Source organism: Actinoplanes sp. CA-252034 (assembly GCF_050956125.1).
GTDB lineage: Bacteria > Actinomycetota > Actinomycetes > Mycobacteriales > Micromonosporaceae > Actinoplanes.
The window spans coordinates 2,550,275-2,570,719 of sequence record NZ_CP191846.1 but is presented as its reverse complement, the minus strand read 5'-3'; the positions used below and the strand labels follow the sequence as shown (position 1 = coordinate 2,570,719).

General features: G+C 69.7%; 21 protein-coding genes. 12 read left to right on the top strand and 9 right to left on the bottom strand.

Annotated elements, in window-relative coordinates:
* Positions 1-79: 79 nt before the first annotated feature.
* Positions 80-1,327 (top strand): multidrug effflux MFS transporter, encoded by a 1,248-nt coding sequence (locus ACQPZW_RS11475; protein WP_433794829.1) that lies wholly within the window; start codon positions 80-82, stop codon positions 1,325-1,327.
* A 13-nt stretch (positions 1,328-1,340) separates the two neighbouring features.
* Here ACQPZW_RS11475 and ACQPZW_RS11470 read toward each other — a convergent pair whose 3' ends face one another.
* The 4 genes from ACQPZW_RS11470 to ACQPZW_RS11455 are packed head-to-tail and all read right to left on the bottom strand — an operon-like array spanning position 1,341 to position 5,955.
* A complete protein-coding gene (locus ACQPZW_RS11470; protein ID WP_433794828.1) occupies positions 1,341-2,333 on the bottom strand; it encodes an XdhC family protein in 993 nt (330 codons plus the stop codon).
* Positions 2,330-4,522 (bottom strand): xanthine dehydrogenase family protein molybdopterin-binding subunit, encoded by a 2,193-nt coding sequence (locus ACQPZW_RS11465; protein WP_433794827.1) that lies wholly within the window; start codon positions 4,520-4,522, stop codon positions 2,330-2,332. Before ACQPZW_RS11465 ends, ACQPZW_RS11470 begins: the two co-directional genes overlap by 4 nt.
* Positions 4,519-5,499, bottom strand: a complete 981-nt coding sequence (locus ACQPZW_RS11460; protein ID WP_433794826.1) for an FAD binding domain-containing protein — start codon at positions 5,497-5,499, stop codon at positions 4,519-4,521. Before ACQPZW_RS11460 ends, ACQPZW_RS11465 begins: the two co-directional genes overlap by 4 nt.
* Before the next feature lie 3 nt (positions 5,500-5,502).
* Positions 5,503-5,955 (bottom strand): (2Fe-2S)-binding protein, encoded by a 453-nt coding sequence (locus tag ACQPZW_RS11455; RefSeq protein ID WP_433797507.1) that lies wholly within the window; start codon positions 5,953-5,955, stop codon positions 5,503-5,505.
* Positions 5,956-6,323: 368 nt separating this feature from the next.
* On the opposite strand from ACQPZW_RS11455, the gene ACQPZW_RS11450 reads away from it, so the two are divergent.
* The 4 genes from ACQPZW_RS11450 to ACQPZW_RS11435 all read left to right on the top strand — a co-directional run bounded on the left by ACQPZW_RS11450 (position 6,324) and on the right by ACQPZW_RS11435 (position 9,452).
* On the top strand, positions 6,324-7,007 hold the full coding sequence (locus ACQPZW_RS11450) for a response regulator transcription factor (protein ID WP_433797506.1): 684 nt from the start codon (positions 6,324-6,326) through the stop codon (positions 7,005-7,007).
* Positions 7,008-7,285: 278 nt separating this feature from the next.
* Positions 7,286-8,140, top strand: a complete 855-nt coding sequence (locus tag ACQPZW_RS11445) for a zinc-binding dehydrogenase (protein ID WP_433794825.1) — start codon at positions 7,286-7,288, stop codon at positions 8,138-8,140.
* A gap of 1 nt (position 8,141) precedes the next feature.
* Complete coding sequence (locus tag ACQPZW_RS11440) at positions 8,142-8,348, top strand: hypothetical protein (RefSeq protein ID WP_433794824.1); 207 nt, start codon at positions 8,142-8,144, stop codon at positions 8,346-8,348.
* A gap of 117 nt (positions 8,349-8,465) precedes the next feature.
* Positions 8,466-9,452 (top strand): aldo/keto reductase, encoded by a 987-nt coding sequence (locus tag ACQPZW_RS11435; RefSeq protein ID WP_433794823.1) that lies wholly within the window; start codon positions 8,466-8,468, stop codon positions 9,450-9,452.
* Positions 9,453-9,468: 16 nt separating this feature from the next.
* On the opposite strand, the gene ACQPZW_RS11430 is transcribed toward ACQPZW_RS11435, so the two are convergent.
* The 3 genes from ACQPZW_RS11430 to ACQPZW_RS11420 all read right to left on the bottom strand — a co-directional run bounded on the left by ACQPZW_RS11430 (position 9,469) and on the right by ACQPZW_RS11420 (position 11,211).
* The gene (locus ACQPZW_RS11430) at positions 9,469-9,624 is read right to left on the bottom strand and encodes a hypothetical protein (protein ID WP_433794822.1); all 156 of its coding nucleotides are present in this window, start codon (positions 9,622-9,624) and stop codon (positions 9,469-9,471) included.
* Positions 9,625-9,760: 136 nt separating this feature from the next.
* A complete protein-coding gene (locus tag ACQPZW_RS11425) occupies positions 9,761-10,540 on the bottom strand; it encodes a glucose 1-dehydrogenase (RefSeq protein WP_433794821.1) in 780 nt (259 codons plus the stop codon).
* A 128-nt stretch (positions 10,541-10,668) separates the two neighbouring features.
* Positions 10,669-11,211, bottom strand: coding sequence for a cyclophilin-like fold protein (locus ACQPZW_RS11420; RefSeq protein WP_433794820.1), 543 nt, complete (start codon positions 11,209-11,211; stop codon positions 10,669-10,671).
* 550 nt (positions 11,212-11,761) lie between these two features.
* Here ACQPZW_RS11420 and ACQPZW_RS11415 point away from each other — a divergent pair.
* Both ACQPZW_RS11415 and ACQPZW_RS11410 read left to right on the top strand, forming a co-directional pair.
* On the top strand, positions 11,762-12,268 hold the full coding sequence (locus ACQPZW_RS11415; protein ID WP_433794819.1) for an alpha/beta hydrolase: 507 nt from the start codon (positions 11,762-11,764) through the stop codon (positions 12,266-12,268).
* A complete protein-coding gene (locus ACQPZW_RS11410) occupies positions 12,199-12,882 on the top strand; it encodes an alpha/beta hydrolase (protein WP_433794818.1) in 684 nt (227 codons plus the stop codon). Before ACQPZW_RS11415 ends, ACQPZW_RS11410 begins: the two co-directional genes overlap by 70 nt.
* A gap of 18 nt (positions 12,883-12,900) precedes the next feature.
* On the opposite strand, the gene ACQPZW_RS11405 is transcribed toward ACQPZW_RS11410, so the two are convergent.
* Both ACQPZW_RS11405 and ACQPZW_RS11400 read right to left on the bottom strand, forming a co-directional pair.
* Positions 12,901-13,596, bottom strand: a complete 696-nt coding sequence (locus ACQPZW_RS11405; protein ID WP_433794817.1) for an IS3 family transposase — start codon at positions 13,594-13,596, stop codon at positions 12,901-12,903.
* Positions 13,597-14,066: 470 nt separating this feature from the next.
* Positions 14,067-14,264 (bottom strand): hypothetical protein, encoded by a 198-nt coding sequence (locus tag ACQPZW_RS11400; RefSeq protein ID WP_433794816.1) that lies wholly within the window; start codon positions 14,262-14,264, stop codon positions 14,067-14,069.
* Between the two features lie 205 nt (positions 14,265-14,469).
* Here ACQPZW_RS11400 and ACQPZW_RS11395 point away from each other — a divergent pair, with 205 nt between their 5' ends.
* The 5 genes from ACQPZW_RS11395 to ACQPZW_RS11375 all read left to right on the top strand — a co-directional run bounded on the left by ACQPZW_RS11395 (position 14,470) and on the right by ACQPZW_RS11375 (position 20,445).
* Positions 14,470-16,107, top strand: coding sequence for a methyl-accepting chemotaxis protein (locus tag ACQPZW_RS11395; protein ID WP_433794815.1), 1,638 nt, complete (start codon positions 14,470-14,472; stop codon positions 16,105-16,107).
* 77 nt (positions 16,108-16,184) lie between these two features.
* Positions 16,185-16,490 carry a hypothetical protein gene (locus ACQPZW_RS11390; RefSeq protein ID WP_433794814.1) on the top strand — a complete coding sequence of 102 codons (306 nt, stop codon included), beginning with the start codon at positions 16,185-16,187 and terminating at the stop codon, positions 16,488-16,490.
* Positions 16,487-17,035, top strand: coding sequence for a GAF domain-containing protein (locus ACQPZW_RS11385; RefSeq protein ID WP_433794813.1), 549 nt, complete (start codon positions 16,487-16,489; stop codon positions 17,033-17,035). Before ACQPZW_RS11390 ends, ACQPZW_RS11385 begins: the two co-directional genes overlap by 4 nt.
* A gap of 175 nt (positions 17,036-17,210) precedes the next feature.
* Positions 17,211-17,438, top strand: a complete 228-nt coding sequence (locus ACQPZW_RS11380) for a hypothetical protein (RefSeq protein WP_433794812.1) — start codon at positions 17,211-17,213, stop codon at positions 17,436-17,438.
* A gap of 631 nt (positions 17,439-18,069) precedes the next feature.
* On the top strand, positions 18,070-20,445 hold the full coding sequence (locus tag ACQPZW_RS11375; RefSeq protein ID WP_433794811.1) for an RICIN domain-containing protein: 2,376 nt from the start codon (positions 18,070-18,072) through the stop codon (positions 20,443-20,445).

The window sequence follows — 20,445 nt, the reverse complement described above, 5'->3', positions numbered from 1 at the left end:
CCGCTGACCTGGAATGTACTGCTGGTACACCCATCGTCGGTGACTTCCTCCCACCGCTCGGGCCGGGTGTTCTTGAAGCATGAGTGCAGTTCTCGTCGAACAGCCGGCGCCTGGCCGGGTACGGCGCCAGGCACAGCTGACCACCACCTTGATCGCCACGGTGATCTTCCTGACCGCGATCGCGCCGCTGGCCACCGACATGTACGTCCCCGCGTTCCCAGATGTCGCCGGTGACCTGTCGTCGACGGCCACGCAGGTGCAGCTGACGCTGACCACGTTCTTCGTCGGCATGGCACTGGGTCAGCTGATCGGCGGGCCGGTCTCCGACCAGTACGGCCGGCGCCGGCTGCTGATCGCCTCGGTAGCCGTGATGGCGGTGGCGTCGGTGGTGTGCGCCCTGACGCCGTCGATCGGCGTCATGATGGCCGCCCGGTTCGTGCAGGGCTTCGCCGGCGGCTGGGCGATGGTGATCGGCCGGGCCGTGATCGTCGACCTGGCGCGCGGCGCCCAGCTCGTCCGGGTGCTGAACGTTATCGCCGGCGTCGGCGGAATCGCGCCGATCGCCGGTCCGCTGCTGGGTGCCGCCGTCCTGCAGCTGTCGGGCTGGCGGATGTCGTTCTGGGCTGTCGCCGGACTGGGCGTGGCGATGGTGCTGGCGGTGCTGATCGCGGTACCCGAGTCGCTGCCACCGCAGCGCCGGCACGGCGGCGGCCTGCGAGCGTTCGCGATCGCCGGCCGTCAGGTCCTCGCCCGGCGCCGATACGTCGGATACGTGCTGGTCAGCGGTTCGGGAATGGGTGCGATCTTCGCGTACGTGGCGACGTCGGCGTTCGTGTTGCAGTCGATGAACGGCTTGTCGCCGGTGGCGTACTCGATCGACTTCGCCGCCAACGCTGCCGGCATGACCCTCGCCGCGCTGGTCGCTGCCCGGCTCGCCGGCCGGGTCGCCACCCGCAAAGTCATTCTCGTCGGCCAGGTCGCCGCGCTGGCTGCCGGTGTGGCGATGCTGGCAGGCGCGCTGTGGTTCAGCACGCCACTGCTGCTGGTGATCGTCTGCTTCTTCGTGCTGATGACGGCACAGGGCCTGATCGGCCCCAACGGCGGCGCCCTGGCATCGGCGGAGGTGCCCGAGCATCCGGGCACCGGGTCGGCGCTGCTCGGCTTCGTCACCTGGGTGGCCGCGGGTGTCATCGCGCCGATCGCCGGTCTCGGCGGGGAGCACACCGCCGTACCGATGGCGCTGCTCATGATCGCCTGCATGGTGCTGTCCCTGGGTGGCCTGGTCCTCGCCCGGCCGGCGAAAGGCTCCCCCACCGTCTCGAACTGACAGATCGTCGGCGCTACCGAGCCGTCAGTAGTCCGTCCGAACTCGCACGGGACAGCCCCCCGGCTCGGATAGGCAGTTGCCCGGTGTTCAGGGGCTGCCCGGTGCGGCCGTGGTCGAGGGCGACGAGCTCGGCCAGGATCGACAGGGCCGTCTCACCGATGCGGGCGCCGCCGAGGTCAAGGCCGGCTGGGCCGCGCAGCCGGGCAAGCCCGGGCGTACCGTCGAGACGGCCCAGGCGCTGCCGGTGGGTAGCGCGGCTGCCCAGAGCGGCGACATAGCGAGCCGGTCCCGGTAAAGCGGCGCGAAGGGCACGGTCGTCGATGCGAGGGTCGTGGCTCAGCGTGATCACGGCATCGTTCTGGTCGAGCGGGTGATGTCGCAGCCACTCGTCCGGCCAGGAGCGCACGAGCGCAGCGCTCGCCGGGAACGCCCCGGAGCCGAGGTGCCCGGCCCGCGGGTCGACGATGACGACCCACCGGTCGAGACCCTGAGCCATGTCGGCGATCGTGGCGGCCAGATCGGTGGCGCCGATGAGCACGAGACGCCGGCGCGGGCGCAGCCGCTCGACGAAGGCGCCCATGGCCGCGCTGAGCCGCCAGTCGTGCGGGGACTCCAGCGCCGTGCCGACATCCAGGGCCTCGTCCGTGGCCAGCGCCGCGGTGATCGCCGCGTGGACCGCGGGCGGCGGCGCCGGGGTGATCAACACCCGCAGTTCGCCGGCACAGGCCGGAGCCGGTTCCCACGGCAGCAGCTCGCCGCCCGGCGACACCGGGATCAGGCATGCCGGTGCGCCGCCCAGAACCGCGCGGGCATGCTCGATGACGATGCCCTCAACGCAGCCGCCGGACAGCGAGCCGCGCCACGTGCCGTCTGCGGCCACGGCCATGACCGCGCCGATCGGCCGGGCGCCGGGGCCGTCGCGCCCGACCAGGCGGGCCAGCACGACAGGCCGGCCCGCCCGGTGATGCGCGTCCACGAACGGCCACACCTCGCGCAGCTCGCTCACTGCAACGCCTCCACGGTGATCGGCAGGGAGCGGACGCGGCGGCCCGTGGCGTTGAACACCGCGTTGGCGATCGCCGGGGCCACGCCGACGTGCACCACCTCGCCGAGGCCCTTCACACCGAGGGACACCATGTGCGGATCCTCACCGTTGAGGTAGACGGCTTTCAGCTCAGGGATGTCGGCGTTGACCGGCACCAGGTAGTCGGCCAGGTTGGCGTTAACGATGCGGCCGTCGCGGTCGTCGGTGACGGTGTGTTCCAGCAGGGCGGCACCGATGCCACCGACCATGCCACCGATCGCCTGGCTCTCAGCCAGCCGCGGGTTCACGATCCGGCCGGCGTCATAGACCCCGACGAGCTTGCGGATGCGGATCAGGCCGAGGGTGGCGTCGACGGCGACCTCGGCGAAGGTGGCCGCGTAGGCGCTCATCGAGAACCGCTGACCGGCGTCGTTGGGGGTGTACGACCCGACAGCCTCGAGGTGGTCACGGTCGTTGCGGGCCAGCAGCCGCCGGTAGGTCTCGGCCCGGGCCGGCTGATCCCGCACGGTGAGCCGGCCGTCGCGGACCACGACCTTGTCCGGCGCCGCACCGTACAGCGGAGAATTCCGGTCGTTGACCGCGAGATCGATGGCCTGGCGGCGCACGGTGTCGCCGCCGTTGAGGACGGCCGTACCGATGCTGGCCATGGTCATCGAGCCGCCGTGCGGAGGGGTCGGCGGGTACAGCGAGTCGCCGAGCCGCATCTGAACGGTTTCCAGGGTCAACCCGAGCGCGTCGGCGGCGACCTGGGTCATCGACGTGTAGGTGCCGGGGCCCATGTCGCTGCTGGCCGTTTCGACGAACGCGGTGCCGTCGGCGTTCAACCGGACGCGGGCCTGCGCCGGTGCGGAGACGGTGTGGTAGTTGCCGGCGGCCATGCCGAGGCCGATGAGCCAGTCGCCGTCGCGGCGGGTTCCGGGTCGCCGGGCCCGGCGCTGCCAGCCGATCTCGCGGGCGCCGGTGGACAGGCATTCGCGCAGGCGTCGGGTGGAGAACGGCAGCCCGCTACCTTCGTCCTTCTCGGGCTCGTTACGCAACCGCAGGTCAACCGGGTCGACGCCGACGCGGTGCGCGAGTTCGTCCAGCGCCACCTCGATGGCGAACGCGGCGGTGGCGGGTCCGGGACCGCGTTTCCAGATCGGGGTGTTGACGTCCAGGGCGACCGACCGGTAGTCGATGCGGACGTTCGGCATGCTGTACAGCGATTCCCCGGCCGCGGTGACGGCCTCGCGGAAGTCCTCGTAGGAGGACGTCTCGGCCCGGATGGTGTGTTCCATCGCGGTCAGGCGGCCGCGGCGGTCAGCGCCCAGGGTGATCCGGTAGTCGTAGGCGGGCCGGTACCCAGTGCCGAAGTACATCTGCCGGCGGGTGAGGACCAGCTTGACCGGGCGCCGCGTCATCCGCGCCGCCAGCGCCGCGATGATCACATGCGGCCAGGGCCGCAGCGCACTGCCGAAGGCACCACCGACGTACGGGTTGACGACCCGCACCTGGGATCGCGGGATGTCGAACACCGATGCCAGTTCGGCCTGGGTGGCGTTGATCCATTGGGTCTTGTCCCACACGGTGATCCGGTCGCCGTCCCACTGCGCGACGGTGGCGTGCGGTTCCATCGGGTTGTGATGAGTGCGTGCGGGGGCGTACGCCATGGTCATCCGCACGTCGGCGGCGGCGAGGGCGTCGGCGGTATCGCCGCGCGCGTAGTTCTGGGCGGCATTGGGGGTGCCCTCGTCGAGCCCGAGCGCTGGTTGCTCGGCGTCGTAGGTGACGGTGACCAGGCTCGCGGCGTGCTGTGCCTGCTGCAGGGTGGCGGCGACGGCAACCGCTACCGGCTGACCGAAGAACCGCACCCGATCGTCCTGCAACGCCTGCAACCGTTCGCCCGGCGGGTGGTTGGAGTCGGGGTTCTCCCGATACGTGAGCCGGGTGGCGTTCAGGTGGCTGATCACCGCGACGACACCGGGCTGAGCCTGCGCGCGGGTGGTGTCGATGCCGGTGATGCGGCCCCGGCCGACGGTGGCATCGACGATGACGGCGTGCAGCATGCCCTCGACGTTCTGGTCGGCGGCGTAGCCGGCCCGGCCGGTGACTTTGAGGCGGCCCTCGACCCGGGCGTGCCCGACCCCTACGGCGTTACGAGGCTGGGTCATCGGGTTCCTCCTACGACGCGCAGCTGACGCTCGACGGTACGTTCCAGTAGGCCGAGCTTGAAACGGTTGTGGGCAAGCGGGCGGGCGCCGTCCGCAGCGTGCTGTGCGGCCCGGGCCCACAGTTGCGGTGACGGGCGCCGGCCGACCAGCTGCAGCTCAACAGCACGCAGCCGCCACGGGACGGTGCCGACGCCACCGGCGGCGACCTTTGCGGTCCGGATGACGCCGCCGTCGACGTGCAGGGCCACCGCGGCGGAGGTGAGGGCGAACTCGTACGACTGCCGGTCGCGGACCTTGAGGTATCCGGAGGACAGCGGGCGCGGATGTGCCGGGATCTCGACAGCGGTGATCAGCTCACCCGGCCGCAGGGCATTCTCGCGGTGCGGGGTCGCGCCGGGCTGCAGCAGGAAGTCGCCGACAGCGACCTGGCGTGTCCCGGCAGAACCGATCAGGTGCACGGTGGCGTCCAACGCGGTCAGGGCCACGGCGAGGTCGGACGGGTGGGTGGCCACACACGCCTCGGAGGTGCCGAGGATGGCGTGCGTACGGTTCCAGCCTTCGCGTGCCGCGCAGCCGGAGCCAGGCTCGCGTTTGTTGCAGGCGGCGCTGGCGTCACGGAAGTAGGTGCATCGGGTGCGTTGCAGGATGTTGCCGCCGATGCTGGCCATGTTGCGCAGCTGCGGCGACGCGCTCAGTTCCAGGGCTTGAGAGATGACCGGGTACGCCGTGCGGACAAGCCGGTGCCGGGCGGCGTCGGTCATGCTCACCAGTGCCCCGATGCGCAGGCCGCCGCCGCGGGTCGCGGTGATGCCGCCCAGCGGGAGCCCGGCGATGTCGACCACGCTGTCCGGCCGCTCGACGGTTTCCCGCATGAGGTCGACCAGGGTGGTGCCGCCGGCGATGTACCGGCCGCCGCTCGCGCCGGCAGCCAGGGCCGCCCGCGTGCTGGCGGGCCGGGTGTAGGTGAAGGGGAACATCGGTCATCGCCTCCCGGCGGCCTGTTGCACCGCTGTCACGATTTTGGGGTACGCGCCGCAGCGGCAGATGTTGCCGCTCATCCACTCCCGGACCTCCGCTGCCGACCCGGTGTGTCCCTCGGCGATGCAGGCGGTCCCGGAGACGATCTGTCCCGGCGTGCAGAACCCGCATTGGAAGGCGTCGTGGTCGATGAACGCCTGCTGCAACGGGTGCAGCTCGTCGCCGTCGGCCAGGCCCTCGATGGTGGTGACCTCCGCGCCGTCGAGGCGCCTGGCGAGGGTCAGGCAACCGTTGACCCGGCGGCCGTCGACGAGCACCGTGCAGGCGCCGCAGGCGCCCGCGTCGCAGCCCTTCTTCGTTCCGGTCAGCCCGAGCTGCTCGCGCAGCAGGTCGAGCAGTGACGTGCGGTTGTCGACCGCGAGGGTGTGCCGGTCGCCGTTGATCCGCAGCGACACCTGGCCTGACGTTTCCGCGTCGACTGCCAGCGAAGGACTCGCCGAGACGGCCTCCGGTACCAGGCCGTTGGTGGCTGCTACGCCGGTGAGACTGGCCGTGCTGGCGAGCAGGGTTCGCCGTGACACGGATCCTTCCGGTAAGTCTTCGGACATGTTTCCCATCCTCACGGTTTTGATGGCATTGGCCGACGTCGAGACCTGAGAAGCAGATCAGCACGGCCCGAAAATAATCCGAAAGTAACCGGCCGCAGTGGCGGGTGGGTTCGAGATACGGATTCCGGATGAAGTCAACCCATCAGGGGTTCCCTGTTGATACACCCCTTAACAATGACTTCCAGCCGGTGACCGCTACCCATAGCGTTGCGGAAATGCGAGTGCTGGTGGTCGAGGACGAGCCCGATCTGGCCGAGGGCCTGCGCATCGGCCTGACCCGTGACGGCTACGCGGTCGATGTCGCGCTGGACGTGGCCGGCGCCTACGAACGGCTGACGGTCAACGAGTACGACGTGATGCTGCTCGACGTCAATCTGCCCGACGGCGACGGCTTCACTCTCTGTCGTGATCTACGTCAGGACCGTATTCCGGTCGCCGGTGCGGCGGAGCTGCGGGTGTTGATCCTCACCGCCCGTGGTGGCCTGGACGATCGGGTCCGGGGCTTGGACGGCGGCGCCGACGATTACCTGGTCAAGCCGTTCCACCTGCCCGAACTACTGGCACGGCTGCGCGCGCTGCTCCGGCGGGAGAACCGCCACTCGACCGCGACGCTCGTCGCCGGCGACATCGAACTGGACACGGCCCGTCACCAGGTCAGCCGCGGCGGCGCAGCGTTGAGCCTGACCCGCAAGGAGTTCGGGATCCTGCGATACCTCATGACCCGGCCCGGCGAGGTCGTCTCGGCCGAGCAACTACTCGAACACGTCTGGGACGCCCACGCTGACCCCTTTACCCAGACCGTACGGGTCACCGTCGGCACCCTGCGCCGCAAGCTCGGACCGGGATCCATCGAAACGATCGTGGGTCGCGGATATCGGCTGCGGCAATCCGCGGCGTGAGCGTATCGCCGCGACGGAACAGGTACTGACAGGGCATCCTTCAGCTGGCATGGAAACGTATCGGCCGGGAATTCGCAGCACTATTGCAGTGACCATTACTGAGGAGGAATCATGCGCGGTGCAATCATGTACGGCCCCGGCGACGTCCGCGTCGAGACACTTGACGATCCGCGGATCGAGGAGCCGACCGATGCCATCATCCGGCTGTCGGCGGCCTGCGTCTGCGGTTCGACCTGTGGCCGTACCGCGGCATCGAGAAGCAACAGGGGCCGACCCGGATGGGCCACGAGTACGTGGGCATCGTCGAAGAGGTCGGCAGCGCTGTCACCAGCGTCAGGAAAGGGCAGTTCGTCGTCGGCTCGTTCTGGGCGTCCGACAACACCTGCGACATCTGCCGGGCCGGCTACCAGAGCGCTTGCGTGCACCGCGTACTGATGGGCACCATCGGCTCCCAGGCCGAATACCTGCGCGTACCTCTGGCCGACGGCACCCTCGTCGCCACGCCCGAGCTGCCACCGGCCGATATGATCCCCAGCTACCTGGCCGCCTCCGATGTGCTCGGCACCGGCTGGTTCGCCGCGGTCGCCGCCGAGGCCGGCCCCGGCAAGACCGTCGCCGTCGTCGGTGACGGCGCGGTCGGGCTGCTCGCCGTCCTCGCCGCCAAGCAACTCGGTGCCGAACGCATCATCGCGATGAGCCGCCACGAACCGCGGCAGAACCTCGCCCGCGAATTCGGCGCCACTGACATCGTCACCGAACGCGGCGACGAGGGCATCGCCCGGATCAAGGACATGACCGGCGGGCTCGGCGCGCACTCGGTCGTCGAGGCCGTCGGCACCCAGGAGTCGATGATGCAGGCCGTGCACTCCACCCGCTCCGGCGGGCACGTCGGCTTCGTCGGCGTCACCCACGACGTCAGCCTGCCCGGCATGGACATGTTCAACGCCCTGGTGCACCTGCACGGCGGGCCCGCACCGGTGCGCCGCTTCCTCCCTGACCTGATGCGGCTGATCGGTGACCGCGCCATCGACCCGGGCAAGGTCTTCGACCTCACGCTGCCGCTCGAGCAAGCCGCCGAAGGCTACAAAGCAATGGACGAACGCCGCGCCATCAAGACCCTGCTGCAGGTGTGACATGCGACCGACCGTGGTAACGGCGGCACTGTTCCTCGCCGCCGCAGCGCTGTTCACCGTCGGCATCGACGAGGCCACACGCGCTGACGTACCGGATGCGGGATCCGCACTGATCCTGATCATCGAGCCGGACAGCACCTCGACGACGTCCACAACCGATTGCCCGTATGAGCATGCCGCCGTCGACGAGTGGGCCAAGCTGAGCTGAGTTCTGCCGCAATACCGCGGCAACAAGTCTCGCGGGTACTCGGGGGCCTCCGGGTACCCGCGACATTGACCGGACCACTCTGGGGCCCGTCCCCTCGACACAACGACTGGAGCATCGATGCACACACGAACCCTCGGCCAGGGCCTGCGGGTCTCGGCCATCGGCCTGGGTGCCATGGGTATGTCTCAAAGCTACGGACCCAACCCCGGCGACCGCGACGCGATGATCGGCGTTCTGCGCGGCGCGGTCGAACGCGGCGTCACCTTCTTCGACACCGCCGAGGTCTACGGTCCGTACGTCAACGAGGAACTCGTCGGCGAGGCCCTCGCGCCGCTGCGCGACCAGGTCGTGATCGCCACGAAGTTCGGCTGGCGCATCGAAGGCGGCAAGTCAGTGGGGCTCGACAGCCGGCCTGAGCAGATCAAGCGGGTCGCTGACGCGTCGTTACGCCGGCTGCGGGTCGACGCGCTCGACCTGTTCTACCAGCACCGCGTCGACCCGGACGTGCCGATCGAGGACGTCGCCGGCACCGTCGGCGAACTCGTCAAGGCCGGCAAGGTCCGCCACTTCGGCCTTTCCGAAGCCGCCGCGGACACGATCCGCCGCGCCCACGCCGTGCACCCGGTAACGGCCGTGCAGAGCGAGTACTCGCTGTGGACCCGCGACCCCGAACCCGAAGTACTGCCGACGTGCGCCGAGCTGGGTATCGGATTCGTGCCGTTCAGCCCGCTCGGCAAGGGCTTCCTCACCGGCACCGTCACCGCCGCCACCGAATTCACCGCCGGCGACATCCGCGCGAGCATCCCGCGGTTCACCGGCGACAACCGCGCCGCTAACCAGGCACTGGTCGAGCACATCACGGGACTGGCCCGCGCGAAGGACGCCACCCCGGGGCAGGTCGCCCTGGCCTGGCTGCTCGCCCAGCACTCCGGGATCGTGCCCATCCCCGGCACCCGGCGTCTGGAACGGATCGAGGAGAACGCCGCCGCGGTGCGGGTACCGCTGTCCGCCGACGAACTCGCCGATCTCAACGAACTCGCCGCCCGTGTAGGCGTGCAGGGCAACCGCTACAACGAGCAGCACATGTCGCTCGTCGGCCGCTGATCACCCGGCCGCCAGCTCAGGCCGCGACCTGCGGCTCCACCACTTCGACCTCGCCGGTCACGCGGACGACGTGCGCGGAGCTGGCGGCCTGGCACAACCGCGTCCAGACGGCGCTGGCGACCGGGCTGAGCGTCCCGGTGACGCTGTCCACCGGCCGCGGGCTGTCAGCCATCGGCGCGTGACAGAAGAAGAGGCCGTCTCCGGCGTTCGGACAGGCTCACGGTAATGCCGATCCGAGCGCCGGACAGGCCGCTCGGCAGGCCATGGTTGGCGCCGGCTGCGAAGCAGGCCGTGAGGGAGCCACTCGCCTAGACGGTTTGGCCGCCGTCGACGACCAGGGCATGTCCGATGGTGAAGGCGGCGGTGGGTGAACACAGCCAGAGCACCGCGGAGGCGATTTCTTCTGGTCGTCCGAGGCGGCCGATGGGTTCCTGGGCGATCATCTGGGCGTACCCATCGTCGGTTCCGCCGCTGACGCGCTCGATCATCTTGGTGTCGATGATGCCGGGGCAGATGGCGTTGATGCGTACGCCGTGGGCAGCGTACTCAAGCGCGGCGGACTTGGTGAGACCGATGACGGCGTGCTTGGTCGCGGCGTAGGTGGCTTGCTGGGCGATGCCCATGACACCAGCGCCGGAGGAGGTGTTGACGATCGCGCCGCCTCCACCGGCGAGCATGAGCGGGATCTGATGTTTGAGACAGAGGAACACGCTGCGCACGTTGACCGTCATCAGCCTGTCGAAGTCCGCCTCGGTCGTGTCAGCGGTGGTGGTGTGGCTTTGCTCGATGCCGGCGTTGTTGAAGGCGAGGTCGAGGCGGCCGTAGACGGCGACGACCTGGTCGAGGGTGGCCTTGACCGCGTCGCTGTCGGTGACGTCGAGGCCGAACGCCATGGCGGTGCCTCCGTCAGCCTGGATCTGGGCGGCGACGGCGTGCGCGCCGGCCTGGTCGAGGTCGGCCAGGGCAACCGTCGCACCGGCGGCGGCGAACGCTCGCGCGGTGGCCTTGCCGATCCCACCGGCGGCGCCGGTGACGAAGGCGACCTTGCCGGTGAACATCTGTTCGCGGGTGGAGCCAGCACTGGTCATGTCACGTCCTTTGACGGCATCGGTTGATGCGGACGGTGTCCGCGGAGCTGGGCGGGAGCCGGCTTGCGGCGTCCTGTGACACATGAGGGCGCCGCTGACGTTTCCCGTTGAGGTCGGGCGTGGTGGGTTCAGGCGGCGCGGGTCTCGACGGTCGCGGTGACGGCGCCGTCCATGTCGGCGATGCGGCTGGCGGCGTCGCCGTCGAGGCGGCCGAGGATCACGATGCCGGGGTAGTAGGACTGGTCGCCGTAGTAGAAGACGAGGTCATTTCCGGGAGCGTAGTAGCCAACATCGCCGATATCGGGGTCCGCACCGTCGGGCTGGCCGTCCAGTGACAGCGGTGTCGGCAGCGGGCCGGTCTTCTCCACCGCGCCGTGGTCGGTCATGTCGACGGTCAGCGGCAGTTGGTTGAGCAGGTCACGGCCGGCGGCGCTGTCGAAGATCGTGGCCTGCAAGCGCTGACCGTTGATGGTGATCTGAATATTCATCTGTTCCTCCCGGGGCGCGGCCGTGTCGCTCGGTGGTGCCGTCGCCCTGCTGGCGCTGCCGGGCGATGTCGTGGACGTTGCATCGGGCGTGGCACCGGCCTGGCCGTTGCCGCCGCAGGCGGCGAGAGCCAGGCCGAGGATCGCCGACAGCGCCACGCGGGCGGTGGTGCGTGAGGTGGGCATGGCATCTCCCCGTATCGGGTGAGGCATCGCGTCAGAAGGCGAGAAGGACCTTGGTGGCGATGCGGTGGTCCATGGGCTTGTACATGACAACCGGAAGCATCGTGGCGTGCTCCGTTCACTTCGACCGGGAGCGACCCCATAGGGGTCCACGGCACCTAGTCAACGTGCCCGCCCGAGGACGAAGAAGTCCTTGTTGATGGGTGTACCGACAGGGAATCCCTCCCCGCTGTCGTACGGCCTACGCTCGACGCATGGCCAACCGGTCAGGAGGACGCGACCTTCTGGCCACACGTTGTCCCGGCTGGCGCACAAGGCAGTTCGGCTGAGGCGCCATCACACCAGCCGCTCCGGACCTCCGGAGCCGGGACGAGCCGAACCAGCTCGTTCGGACCGCCCGGCACGCCGGAGGAACAGCATCCAGCGAGCGCGTGGCCGCACCGGTCGGTCATCGGAGCCGCACTGCAGGACAACGTCTCTACGAACTCAGGGGAATCGACACGGCGCCGATGTCTGCGCCATTCCCACCAATCGAAAGGTGAGGTTCACTTCCATGGAACGTCGCAAAGCACTCGGACTGATCGCCGCCACCGGCGCGGCCGCCGCCTTCCCGGCTCTGCCCGCCTTCGGTGCGGAGACCGGCCGCACCACGGTTCCCGCCGGACCGGGCAGGGCCCCGGCCACGGGCGGCTACACCTTCGCGCTGGACAAGAACGTCAAACGAACCTCGGTGCGGTTCAAGAACCGCTACGGCCTCACGGCCGCCGGCGATCTCTACGTACCGAAGAACGCCCGGGGCAAGCTGCCCGCCCTGGTGCTGAGCGGCCCGTTCGGCGCGGTCAAGGAACAGTCCTCCGGTCTTTACGCCAACGAGTTCGCCCGCCGCGGCTACGTCACTCTCGCCTTCGACCCGTCCTTCACCGGGGAGAGCAGCGGCCCGGTACGCGACGTGGCGTCGCCCGACATCTACACCGAGGACTTCAGCGCGCGGTGGACTTTCTCGGCCTGCAGCGGATCGTCGACCGTGAGCGGATCGGCGCGCAGGCCGTCTGCGGCCTGAGTGGGATGGCGCTCACCGCGGCGGCCGCGGACAGCCGGATCAAGGCGGTCGCCACGGCGTCGATGTATGACATGTCGCGCAGCATGTCGCGCGGTCACGAGGACTTCTACACGCGTGAGCAGCGGCAGAAGGTCGTGGACCACCTCAGCCGGCAGCGCTGGATCGACGCGGAGAAGGGCACCTACGCGCGGCTGTCCCACGAGGTCCCGTTCGACGCCGACGGCAATGTGGCCCCCAGCAACCGGGTTCTGCCCAAGACCCTCCCGGCGAACGCGGACCCGGTCCTTGCGAGTTTCTTTGACTACTACCGCACCGAGCGCGGCTACCACCCGCGCTCGATCAACTCCAACACGGCGTGGACCGCGACCACGCCGATGTCGTTCTTCGCCTTTCCGCTGATGTCGAACATCGACCTGCTGGCGACGCGCAAGGCCCTGCTGGTGGCCGGTGCCGACGCGCACTCCCGCTACTACTCCGAGGACGTCCAGGCAATGGCTCCCGGCACCGTCGACCTGGTCATCGTCCCTGGCGCGGACCACGTCGACCTGTATGACCGCAAGGACCTCATCCCCTTCGACCGGCTCGACGAGTTTTTCACCAAGAACCTCGCCTGACCTGACGTAGGCGCAGTTTCAGGACCGTTTCGGCTCGCGGTTCTCCCAGAAGAGTCGTTCCGCTCGGTCGGGGTCGCTGACGATCTTGCATTGGGTGTCGATCCACATCGTGGCGCGGTTGGTCAGCGTGTAGGCGGGCCAACGTGGGACCTGCGGCGCGTTCGGGCGGCCGTCGCGGGCGAAGCCCGCCCACAGCGCGCTCATGTGCCGGGCGGTCGCCCGCTCGCCGGCCGGCCGGTCGGCACCGGTGTTGGCGAACTTGAGCGGGATGTCGGCGGCGTGGGGTGAACCGAGCGGGAAGTCGGTGCCTGGCAGGCGCGGGAGCGTTCGGTGAAGGCCCCGGAGGTGAATTGCACGCCGTGGTCGGAGTGGATCACGGTGGCGGCGGGCCGGCGGTTGCTGATGGCCGTACCGGTGCGTTGGCAGGCCCTTGATCCCGGCGCGGCGCATCAGCATCTCGACCGCCTTGTGTCCGACGATGATGCCGTGGCCGAGCCGGAGTTCGGCGTGGACCCTGCCTGCGCCGTAGGTACCGCGCGAAGCCGCATGGACTGCGCGGATCTGCTCGGTGAGCCCGGCATGGCGCAGCGAGCGGGGCTGATGGTGGACGGCTGCGCCAGGCGTGATAGCCGGACACCGACACGTCCAGCACGCGGCAGCACAGAGCAGGTCGAGGACCTTACGACGGAACCCGGGTGGATGGCTTCTCAGCACGGATCTCCTCCAGGAGCGACCGAGCATGGGAGATCACGCATGCCGACTCCGCGGAACCGGGGAAGATCAGTCCGATCAATGCCGAGTCTGGGGAAGGCGGTCAGGGTGGTCCGTGGGAAGTCGCCCAGTACTGTCATCGATTCGCTGTCGCTGAGGATGCCTTGGGGCCGTCCGTCGGCGCCGATACCGACGGCCGCGCGCAGGGCCGCGGCACCGTGCGGATCGGTGAGCCATTCCCCCAGCGTGGCCCCGGGGGTAAGCGGCGCCGCCACCGGTGTGGCCGGGACCCGGACCGGCACGATCAACCGCAGGTCGCGTGACGACGCACCGACGCCGACCTGATGGGGGCCGTCCTCCAGCAGCCGGCGCCGGCCGGGACGCCTGGACACCCGGAGCGCTGACGTAGAGCTGGACGACTTCCTTGCCAGGCCGGTCACCGGTGCCGGCCACGGTGCAGGTGAAAGTCACGCTCAGATCGCCGTTCTCCGGACCGCCGGTGACGGAGGCGGTGAGGGGAAGTTCAGGTAGGACGGAATGTCCTGCAGCCGTACGGGCAAAGTCTCGGCGAGACGCCCGGACGGGTTGGCGACGCCCAGCAGCAGGTCGGCGACGGCCCAGCCTGCTGGGCCACCAGAACGAACCTTGAACCACTCGGTTCCACAGCGCACGCACCCGTGCCTGACGCGTCGTTCGCGACTGCACACTCAGATCCATCCATGTGCTCGACATGACGAGGTTGTCCCCGTTGTGCCCGGCGGTGGGCTCAGCGGGTGCCGTCGGTTGCCGATCGGGAGTAATGCGGCTGGCGGAGCTGACCGTGGAAGTGACCAGCCGAGCATCGATGGAGCTTTGTCACGCGCCGAGGAGAGACATATGAACACCACCTATGTCGGTGCCGCACCCGTGCCTCGTGTGGCTGCAGGGCGGCGATCGTTCGCTGATCTGAGCGTGAACGTCAAGATCCTGGCGGCGGTGACGCTCGCAGCGCTCGTCGCGCTGGTGGTCGGCGTGCTGGGGCTGTCAGCGCTGGGCGACGCCAGCAGCGCCGCGCAGCAGATCTATCGCAGCAACGTCGCGTCCGTCAAAGCGATCGGGGTCCTGGACAAGGCGGTGGTGCAGGCCCGGCTGGACACCGCGTTCCAGTTGATCTCGCAGAAGCCCGCCGACACCCAGAAGTTCGCTGACGCATTCGCTGCGGACCAGGAGACGTTCGGTACGGCGTTGGCCGCCTACAAGGCCAGCAACCCCAGCGGTGACCCGGCGGTGATCGCCGACCTGGAGTCGCAATGGCAGGCCTACGTGCAGGTGGTGGAGACGAAACAGCTGCCGGCCGGGCAACGCAAGGACATCGCCGGCTGGGCGGCGACCCGCAACACCGAGATCGTGCCGTTGATCGTCCAGATGAACAAGGACCTCGCCGCGTTGACCGGGGCCGAGGACACCGACGCCGCCCGTAGCGCGGCGGGAGCGCAGTCGGGCTATGAGTCCAGCCGTATCCAGTCGATCGTGCTGCTCGTCGTGGGGCTGGCGCTCGCCCTGGGGCTCGGCGTGTTCGTCGCCCGTTCCATCGTGCGTTCGCTGAACACGGTCAAGGCGGTGTGCGACGCCCTGGCCGGCAACGATCTGACCCGCACCACCGGCTTGACCTCCCGTGACGAGCCGGGGCTGATGGGCCGGGCGCTGGACACCGCGGTCGGTGTGCTGCGTCAGGCGGTGACCAGCATCGGAGGGTCAGCGGTGACGCTCGCCGGCGCGTCGGAGGAACTGTCCGCGGTCAGCACCCAACTGCAGGCCGGTGCCGCTGATGCGGCGCAGCGGGCGACCACGGCGACGTCGTCGAGTGAAGAGGTCAACGCCGGGGTGCAGTCGATCGCCGCGGGCGCCGAGGAGATGAGCGCCTCGATCGCTGAGATCGCGTCGAACGCCAGCAAAGCCGCCGAGGTGTCACTGAACGGCATGGCGGTCGCCGAGCGCACCACCAGTCAGGTCGCCGCCCTCGGTGCGGCCAGCGCGGAGATCGGCGACGTGGTCCGGCTGATCACCAGCATCGCCGAGCAGACCAACCTGCTCGCCCTCAACGCCACCATCGAGGCCGCCCGCGCCGGGGAACTCGGCAAAGGGTTCGCGGTCGTCGCCGGCGAGGTCAAGGAACTGGCGCAGCAGACCGCGAAGGCGACCGAGGAGATCACCGCCCGGATCGGCAACATCCAGAGCTCCAGCGATACCGCGGCCACGGCGATCGGGGAGATCACCGACGTGATCCGGCAGGTCGGGGACTACACCACCACCATCGCGTCCGCGGTGGAGGAACAGACCGCCACCACCGGGGAGATGAGCCGGTCGGTGGCCGAGGCCGCGACCAGCAGCGCCGAAGTCGCCCGCACCGTCTCCGGGGTGGCCGAGGTCGCCAACGCCGCCGCCGACAGCGCCAAAGCCACCCAGCAGGCCGCCGGCGAGCTGACCCGCCTGGCCAGCGACCTCACCAACCTGGTCGGCAGCTTCCGCCACTGACCAGCCCCGCTGTGCCACCCGGCACAACGGACGACCGGAGCCGGCCCACAGGCTTGCTACCGCCTCAGGAGGCAATCATGCCGGCCACACCCGGCGACAACGCTCCCGGCGCATACGGGCTGCACCGCCCCACCATGTCCGACGCCCGCGAGGCGATGCACCGCGTACACGGATATTCCGGCCGCTCCACCTGGGAACGGCTGTTGCAGGCCGCCGGGGTGTCGGGCACCGACACCAGCGACGAGGCCCTGCAACGACTGCTCACCGCGATGGCCGGTCTCGACCCCGTCAGCCGGCTCTGCGCACAAGCCCTGCGCATCCGCCTGACGTCACACACGCACCTGTCCGCCGCGCACGACAGCATGACCAGGAGCCCCGCATGACCACCATCGCCCACACCGAGATGTTCGACCGTCTCGGCGCGCCCGCCCGCATGCATCAGATCGCCCAGTACGATGTCTTCGACCCCACCCTGCAAGCCCAGCTCGACGCCGTCGCCGCCCACACCGCCGGCCTGCTGCACGCCCCAGTGTCCATGGTGTCGGTCGTGCTCGACAGCTCCCAGTTCATCATCGGCCAGCACGGCGTACCCGGCTGGATCAGCGAAGTACAGGGCACCCCCGCCGAATGGGCGCTGTGCAGCCACACCGTCCTCGCCGGCGAGCCGTACTGCATCGCCGACGGCACCACCGACCCCGTCCACGCCGACAACCCCCTGCTGGCAATGACTCCGATCCGCAGCTACGCCGGCGTACCCCTGACCGACGACAGCGGCCACATCCTCGGCGCCCACTGCGTCATCGACACCAAGCCCCGCACCTTCACTGACGGCGACATCACCGTCCTGACCGCCGGCGCCACCGAAACCATGCGCATCCTCGCCGGACACCGCACCCCACCGCACACCGCGCCACCTGACGGGCGCTGATGACTTCACCGCGCCGAACGGCACCCAGTCCGGGGATACGGATCGGGAGCACGAGAGCAAGCACCCGGGCGCCGCGGTCTCGAGCACAGTCCGACCCGAGCATCAAGCGTCCGGGCAACGCCAGCGCCACCAGTCAGCCAGACCCGCTAGGACAACCATGTATCCACCACCAGCGATGACCACGCACCACGACAAACAAGACATCGTCAACCAACTGCTCGCTGCCGCCCTGCAAACCCGCGCCACACTCGACAAGGTCCGCCGCGCCGCAGCGCTCAACCCGGCCATTCAGCCTCAAGCCGCCACGGACCTCACCGACGCCGCCGACACCCTCACCCGCGTTCACGACATGCTGCTACGCGCCGCCGACACCGCTGGCGAGGCAGGGACACGTCCCAGGTAGACGCAAGGCCCTCAGGCGCCAACCTGAACCACCGGAGGCATGCCCAGGGTCGCCGATCTCCTGCATACGTACCGGCGAGCCGGAGGAAGGTTCCGCCACACCGTCCGGTACGTCGCGGTGGAGAACGATTCATCGAGTCGCCCCCGATAATCTCCAGCCAGGGCCTGGTAGTGGTCAAGTGCGCCGCCATGGCGTGGTTGCGCTCGACCGCAAGCAGGGTGTCGGCACTGCACGCCGCAAGGTGCCGACCGCTGGGTGCGATCGCGCCGATCTCCCGGGGTGACCGGCATGCTGCGGCCAGAATCGGTGCGTATCACGGTTCAGGTCGGTCCGCGCGCAGGCTCGTTCGTAGGCGATCCAGTCGGCCGGGTCGGCCGATGCCCGGAAGTATTCGTACGGGCACTGTCGATGCCGGAGGGACGGCGGCTGCGGCTCCGGGAGCAGCATCGAAGCATTGATCACCGTCTCGGCGAGTGTTCGATGACGTCCAACGCAGGCTCGGCGCGGTGGCCGTCGTCTCCGCGGCGGGGTCCGCCATCGTGACGCCGAAAGCCGGACACCTTCGGCGAAGTCGACTGCGCTATGGTTACCGCCGCTTTGTACATCCCGATCCGCCGCCGGGGGGACCATCGTGATCGACTTGGAGTTGATCGTCCCGGATGGCTGGGCGCAGATCCCGGCCGGCTCGACCAGCGCCGGTGATCGCGCCCGGATCATCGACGACCTCGTCCGCCGGCACTCGCCCACGGATGCCGAGAGGGCCGGCTCGTGGCAGCGGGCGTTGCGGCGGGAAATAGCCACCGCGGTGGACGAGGCGAGCCGTCATCAGGCGCGCACGGTGCTACTGCCGATCGGGGACTTCGACGGCGTACGGCTGCCCGGTCACCTGTTCGTCGCCGTGGTGGAGGACGTCGAGGAGGGCACCGCCCCGGAGCAACTGTTCGCGTCGGTTCTCGCCGGAGCCGGAACGGACGGGACCTACCTGGAGATCGGCGGCTCCCAGGCCGTCCGGGTGTCCGCCGTGTCCAGCAGCGGACCGGCCGAGAGCAGGATGCCGTCCCGCCAGGTCAAGTACTACATCGCCCATCCCCGGGTGCCCGGGGCCTACGGTCTGGTCACCTTCACCGCGGTCAGCGACGGCGACGTCGAGGCCGAAACGGTCCAGGCCGTGGTTCTGATGTTCGACGCGGTCGTCGGCACCCTGCGGTGGGAGGAGGAGACCACCGTCACCAGCGTCGCGCCGGCTGTGGCCGAGGAGACCGTCGATGATCGCGCGGGACAGCCCGCCGAGCCCTCGGCGACGGCTCTCACCGGGACGCCCGGCACCGGCCAGGACACCGACAAGCCCACCGAACTGATCACCACGTCCCTGCCGCCGGCTCCGTCCCGGAGATCACGCCTGGGCCGTCCGGTGGCCCTCGGCGTCGTGCTGGCGCTAGCGGTTCTGACCGGAGTCGGGGGCCTGGCCGCCCGGCGTGCCGCCGGTGCCGACGAGGTGGAGGCGGCAGACCGGATCTCCGCCCAGGACGTACGGATCCTCGTCGGCGCTGCGTCCTCCTGTGCCGCACTCACCGCTCCCCGGCTGGCCGGGCAGATCATGGTCGCCTCGAATTTCGGTGATCAGCCGGTGGCGGCGATGAGCGGCGGCGGCGCGGCGGGGGTGGCGGCGCTCACCCCGGCACAGTGGCAGGAGAATGTGCCGTGGGAAGGCGCGCAGATCACCGACCGCGAGGCGGCCGTGACCGCTCTGGCCCACCACATGTGCCGGCTCGTCGGCCAGGCCCGCACGGTGAACCTGGACGAGGATCCGTGGCGGGTGGCACTGGCGGCGCACCGGCTGGGCATGGAGCCGGTGATCGCGGCCGGTGGCGTTCCCGGCGACGCGGACGACTATGTGGACACCGTCGAGCGGTACGCGAACTGGTACGCCCTGCAACCCGCTTTCGCCGGCCGCGCCGTGTCACCGGCGCCGACGCCCGTCCGCCCCGCCGGGGATGCGGTGGTTCCGGTCCCGGCGGCGTACCTGCCGGCGATCGCTGCAGCCGCCAAGAGTTGCCCGGACATGCCGCCCGCCCGGATCGCGGCACAGATCATGGCCACCTCCGGCTTCGACCCGAACAAGCTGGGCCCGGCCGGCGAGCAGGGCATCGCGCAGTTCCCGCCACGGGTGTGGGCGAGCACCGGCACAGCGGCGCCCGGCCGGTCTCCCTGGGATCCGGCGGTGGCGATCCCGGCACTCGGCCGCACGATGTGCAAGCTGATCGAGAAGAACGGCGGCTACACCTTCGCGCTGGCTGCGTTCACCCGCGGCGACCGGGCCGCGACCGTGACCGACCTGGCCCAGAGGGTGTCCACCGCGCAGACCCAGTACGCCAGGGACGCCCGGCTCCAACCCGTCAAGAAGCCGTCGGCCCCGGCGTCCGCTCCGGTCGCCGCCTCCTCTCAGCCCAGCCGGACGACCAGCCCCACGACGGCGGCCCCGGGCCGGACCAATCAGCCGGCCGTCAAGGGAGCCGGCGCTTCGGGCACGGCCTCCGGCCCGTACTTCGTCCTGAATCTCGCCACCGGGATGTGCATCGACGTGCCCAACTACCAGGCAGGCTCCGTGGACGGCCCGGTCAACCAGTTCCCGTGCGCCAAGAACGGTGACGACAACCAGGAGTGGACGTTCGAGCCGCGGAGGGTCGATGCGGGCGGGTACCAGCTCTACTGGATCCGCAACGTCGACGACGGTTACTGCATCGACCCGCCGGGCAACGGCGCGGTGGCGGAGAGGACGCCGCTCAACGAGTCGAACTGTTTCGACGACGACAACCAGTACTTCCGGCTGGAGCCGAGGACGACCTCCGGCGGCTTCGCCTACTACTGGCTGCGCAACACGGCCTCCGACATGTGTCTCGACGTGGACGGCGACGCCAACGGCGGCCCCGACACCCGGCTGGCCCTGTTCCCGTGCAAGGCGAACGACGATCACGAGTGGGCGCTCGTGGAGAAGTCCGAATGGTGA

Bases quoted from the DNA above. Each gene is read 5' to 3' on its own strand.
- ACQPZW_RS11475 (WP_433794829.1), top strand. From the start codon at position 80: ATGAGTGCAGTTCTCGTCGAACAGCCGGCGCCTGGCCGGGTACGGCGC.
- ACQPZW_RS11465 (WP_433794827.1), bottom strand. From the start codon at position 4,522: ATGACCCAGCCTCGTAACGCCGTAGGGGTCGGGCACGCCCGGGTCGAG.
- ACQPZW_RS11460 (WP_433794826.1), bottom strand. From the start codon at position 5,499: ATGTTCCCCTTCACCTACACCCGGCCCGCCAGCACGCGGGCGGCCCTG.
- ACQPZW_RS11450 (WP_433797506.1), top strand. From the start codon at position 6,324: ATGCGAGTGCTGGTGGTCGAGGACGAGCCCGATCTGGCCGAGGGCCTG.
- ACQPZW_RS11445 (WP_433794825.1), top strand. From the start codon at position 7,286: ATGGGCCACGAGTACGTGGGCATCGTCGAAGAGGTCGGCAGCGCTGTC.
- ACQPZW_RS11440 (WP_433794824.1), top strand. From the start codon at position 8,142: ATGCGACCGACCGTGGTAACGGCGGCACTGTTCCTCGCCGCCGCAGCG.
- ACQPZW_RS11435 (WP_433794823.1), top strand. From the start codon at position 8,466: ATGCACACACGAACCCTCGGCCAGGGCCTGCGGGTCTCGGCCATCGGC.
- ACQPZW_RS11430 (WP_433794822.1), bottom strand. From the start codon at position 9,624: ATGGCTGACAGCCCGCGGCCGGTGGACAGCGTCACCGGGACGCTCAGC.
- ACQPZW_RS11425 (WP_433794821.1), bottom strand. From the start codon at position 10,540: ATGACCAGTGCTGGCTCCACCCGCGAACAGATGTTCACCGGCAAGGTC.
- ACQPZW_RS11420 (WP_433794820.1), bottom strand. From the start codon at position 11,211: ATGCCCACCTCACGCACCACCGCCCGCGTGGCGCTGTCGGCGATCCTC.
- ACQPZW_RS11415 (WP_433794819.1), top strand. From the start codon at position 11,762: ATGGAACGTCGCAAAGCACTCGGACTGATCGCCGCCACCGGCGCGGCC.
- ACQPZW_RS11395 (WP_433794815.1), top strand. From the start codon at position 14,470: ATGAACACCACCTATGTCGGTGCCGCACCCGTGCCTCGTGTGGCTGCA.
- ACQPZW_RS11390 (WP_433794814.1), top strand. From the start codon at position 16,185: ATGCCGGCCACACCCGGCGACAACGCTCCCGGCGCATACGGGCTGCAC.
- ACQPZW_RS11385 (WP_433794813.1), top strand. From the start codon at position 16,487: ATGACCACCATCGCCCACACCGAGATGTTCGACCGTCTCGGCGCGCCC.
- ACQPZW_RS11380 (WP_433794812.1), top strand. From the start codon at position 17,211: ATGACCACGCACCACGACAAACAAGACATCGTCAACCAACTGCTCGCT.